Genomic DNA, 2,934 nt, shown 5'->3' with positions numbered 1-2,934 from the left:
GACCTTAGACAAGCCTCATCGTTGCAGCTCAGAAGGCACTTTCGCTTTTCCGATCATGATCCGGACGCGACCCCGGATGAAACGCGCAGGTTAACCAAGCTGGTTCGTTGGACCGGGTGTTCCAAGCGCTGGCGGACGCGACTCGCCGGGACATCGTTGAGCGGTTGATCCGCGGGCCTGCCTCGGTCAGTGAGCTGGCCCGGCCGCTGGCCATGTCGCTGCCAGCGGTGATGCAGCACCTACAGGTACTGGAGGCGTGCGGACTGGTCCGGTCTGAGAAAGCCGGAAGGGTGCGCACCTGCCACATCGAGCCGGGTGTGCTGCGAATGGCCGAGGACTGGATCGCTGCGCAGCGCACTGCCTGGGAACACCGCCTCGATCGCCTCGGCGACTACCTGACCGAACACTGCGACAGCCCAGATCAAGGGAGCACACAATGACCGATCACGTGGTCACGCATGCCACGTTCACCCTCGAACGCCTCTACGCGGCCTCACCGGCCACGGTGTTCGCCGCGTGGGCCGTCCCCGAAGCAAAGGCCCGCTGGTTCGCCGGCCTCGACGCCGAGCACGAGCTTGATTTCCGCGTCGGTGGGCGGGAGGTCAACCGCGGCCGCTCTGGCGGTGGGCCGGTGCTGACTTTCGAGTCCTGGTACCGCGACATCGTCCAGGACGAGCGGATCGTCTACACCTCCACTCTGTCCGAGGGGCAAGACCTTGCGACAGTGTCGCTGACGACGGTGGAGTTCCTCCCCGAGGGTGGTGGCACCCGGCTGCTACTCACCGAGCAGAGCACCTTCCTCGACGGCCGCGAAGAACCAAGCTGGCGGGAGCAGGGCACCGGCAAGTGGCTTGACGCGCTCGCCGCCGAACTGCTGCGAAGCATCGAGCAACAGTGATGACCACGAGCGACCTTTCGCAGACTCGCCGTTGGCAGGTGCTGGCGCTGCTGGGCACGGCGTTCTTCATGACGATTCTGGACGGCACCAGCCTGCTCGCCGCTCTGCCCGCGATCGAAGGCCACCTTCGCCTGCACGGTCCTGCCATCCAATGGACCGTGACGGCCTACGCGCTGGCCTTCAGCGGGCTGCTGTTGTTATGCGGCCGCGCTGCGGATCTGCTGGGCCGTCGGCGTGTGTTCATCGCCGGGATGGTGCTGCGGGTCGTGGCCTCGCTGGCGTGCGGGCTCGCTCCGTCCATCCAGGCCCTGGTGGCCGCCCGGGCGGTGCAGGGCGTCTCGGCCGCGATCATCGCTCCGGCCGCGTTGTCGATGGTCATGAACACTTTCCCCGAAGGGATCGAGCGGAACAAGGCGCTCGGTATCTGGGGCGGCCTCGGCGGGTTCGGCGCCACCGCCGGTCTACTACTGGGCGGCATCATCACCGATATCTTCGGCTGGCAGTGGGTGTTCTGGGTCAACGTCCCGGTCGGGACCCTCGTGCTGGTGCTCGCCCCCGCCGTGCTGCGCGAAAGCCGGGACCGAGCACGCTCCCGTTCCTTCGACATCCCTGGTGCGCTGACCATCGCCCCAGCACTCGTTCTGCTCGTATACGTGATCACCCGGGTGCCGACATCCGGGTGGGCGAATGGACAGAGCATCGGGCTACTGGCCGCCGTGGCCGTGCTGGTCTGGATGTTCATCCTGGTAGAGAAGCGATCGGTGGCCCCGCTCGTTTCCTTTCAGTCGCTGCGCTCGCGCATGCTGATCGGCGGCAACCTCCTCCTGCTCATCGCCGGCATGACCGTCGACGGCATGCTCGTCACCCTCACCTCTTTCGTGCAGCAGGTGCTCGGCGGTCCGGCGGCGCAGTTCGGGCTGGCGGCCGCGATGATGACCGTCACCGCGGCCGCAGGCGCACTGCTGAGCCAACGGATCGTGCCCAGGTTCAGCCTGGGGCGGGTGGCTGCCGCCGGGACCGTCCTGCTCGGTTGTGGCTGCCTGCTGCTCACCCGCATACCGGCCGGTGGCCCGATGAGTCTTCTGCCGGCGGCCCTGTTCTTGTTCGGGGCGGGAATGGGCGCCGTCACGGTATGCGCACAGATCGCCGCGCTGACCGGCGTCACCGAAAAGGACTCAGGCCTGGCCGCCGGCCTCGCCGACACCTCCTTCGCCGTCGGCACCGCCGTCGGCGCTGCCGTCTGCACCGCCGTCGGCGCTGCCGTCTGCACCAGCGTCGCCGCCGCCCGCACGTCCGCGATCGGTGGTCCGACACCGCTCGCACTCACCACCGGGCAGCATGCCGCGTTCGGGGCAGCTGGCGTCTTCGCCGCTCTCGCCTTGATCACCGCGTTGACGCTCCTCAGCAAGCGATCCGGCCTGTCCCGCAGTGTGTCGGCAGACGCAAGCGAGAACGTATCTACCAGGGCACCGTCAACCTCACCTTGATCTACGGGACACACCCTGGCTCCCTCCTGGCGTGATTCCTGTTCCGCATTCCATGGAGGCCGGACCCGAATCCGGCGACAAGGCCTCGACGCTGATCTTCGCGTCGGCGCCGGCCTCCTCCAGCCGCTCGGCCATCTGCTTCCACGCTGCGTCCAACACCTCGTCATCCAGGAAGAAGAACCGCTCCAGCTCAGGCTTCGTCGGCTCCTCGGCGAACTTTCCGTACGCCTCAGCCTGCTCATCAGATAAGAATTCGACCGCCATGCCCGGACCGTAGCCAGGCCCCACCCATGACCGAGGATCTTTCCCTGAACCCCAGCACCGGACCGGATCGCTGTGCTAGGCGACCAAGATCAACTGCTTGGCGCCAACGGCTGTACCGATGGTCCAACCGCCGCCAATTGCATCTGATGCGAACTCGCGACGGTATGCGCATCGCTGTGGTCGATGGCGGTACTTACTGATCGTTTCAGAATGAGGTTCGGAGCTTTCGCAGGCAGATGATGCTGCAGGCGAGTTGGAGCAGGCCGAGGTGGAGGTCGGCGCGTA

Annotated in this window: 4 protein-coding genes; 3 read left to right on the top strand and 1 reads right to left on the bottom strand. The window is 66.6% G+C overall.

Annotation, left to right across the window (positions count from 1 at the left end; translation table 11 throughout):
• Window positions 1-116: 116 nt before the first annotated feature.
• From AB0P06_RS36765 to AB0P06_RS36755, 3 genes are read left to right on the top strand one after another with little or no spacing between them, the layout of a single operon-like run.
• Complete coding sequence (locus tag AB0P06_RS36765) at window positions 117-440, top strand: metalloregulator ArsR/SmtB family transcription factor (RefSeq protein WP_363615346.1); 324 nt, start codon at window positions 117-119, stop codon at window positions 438-440.
• Complete coding sequence (locus tag AB0P06_RS36760; protein ID WP_363615344.1) at window positions 437-898, top strand: SRPBCC family protein; 462 nt, start codon at window positions 437-439, stop codon at window positions 896-898. Before AB0P06_RS36765 ends, AB0P06_RS36760 begins: the two co-directional genes overlap by 4 nt.
• Window positions 898-2,385 (top strand): MFS transporter, encoded by a 1,488-nt coding sequence (locus AB0P06_RS36755; protein WP_363615342.1) that lies wholly within the window; start codon window positions 898-900, stop codon window positions 2,383-2,385. Before AB0P06_RS36760 ends, AB0P06_RS36755 begins: the two co-directional genes overlap by 1 nt.
• Here the strand turns inward: AB0P06_RS36755 and AB0P06_RS36750 are convergent.
• Window positions 2,377-2,649, bottom strand: coding sequence for a hypothetical protein (locus AB0P06_RS36750; RefSeq protein WP_363615340.1), 273 nt, complete (start codon window positions 2,647-2,649; stop codon window positions 2,377-2,379). The genes AB0P06_RS36755 and AB0P06_RS36750 overlap by 9 nt on opposite strands.
• Window positions 2,650-2,934: the final 285 nt, after the last annotated feature.

Source organism: Kitasatospora sp. NPDC088351 (genome assembly GCF_040685575.1).
Classification (GTDB): Bacteria; Actinomycetota; Actinomycetes; order Streptomycetales; family Streptomycetaceae; genus Kitasatospora.
The sequence above is the reverse complement of the archived record's forward strand: the minus strand, read 5'-3'. Positions and strand labels throughout refer to the sequence as shown.

Excerpts from the sequence above, each read along its gene's own strand:
- AB0P06_RS36750 (WP_363615340.1), bottom strand. The coding sequence starts at position 2,649 with ATGGCGGTCGAATTCTTATCTGATGAGCAGGCTGAGGCGTACGGAAAG.
- AB0P06_RS36760 (WP_363615344.1), top strand. The coding sequence starts at position 437 with ATGACCGATCACGTGGTCACGCATGCCACGTTCACCCTCGAACGCCTC.
- AB0P06_RS36755 (WP_363615342.1), top strand. The coding sequence starts at position 898 with ATGACCACGAGCGACCTTTCGCAGACTCGCCGTTGGCAGGTGCTGGCG.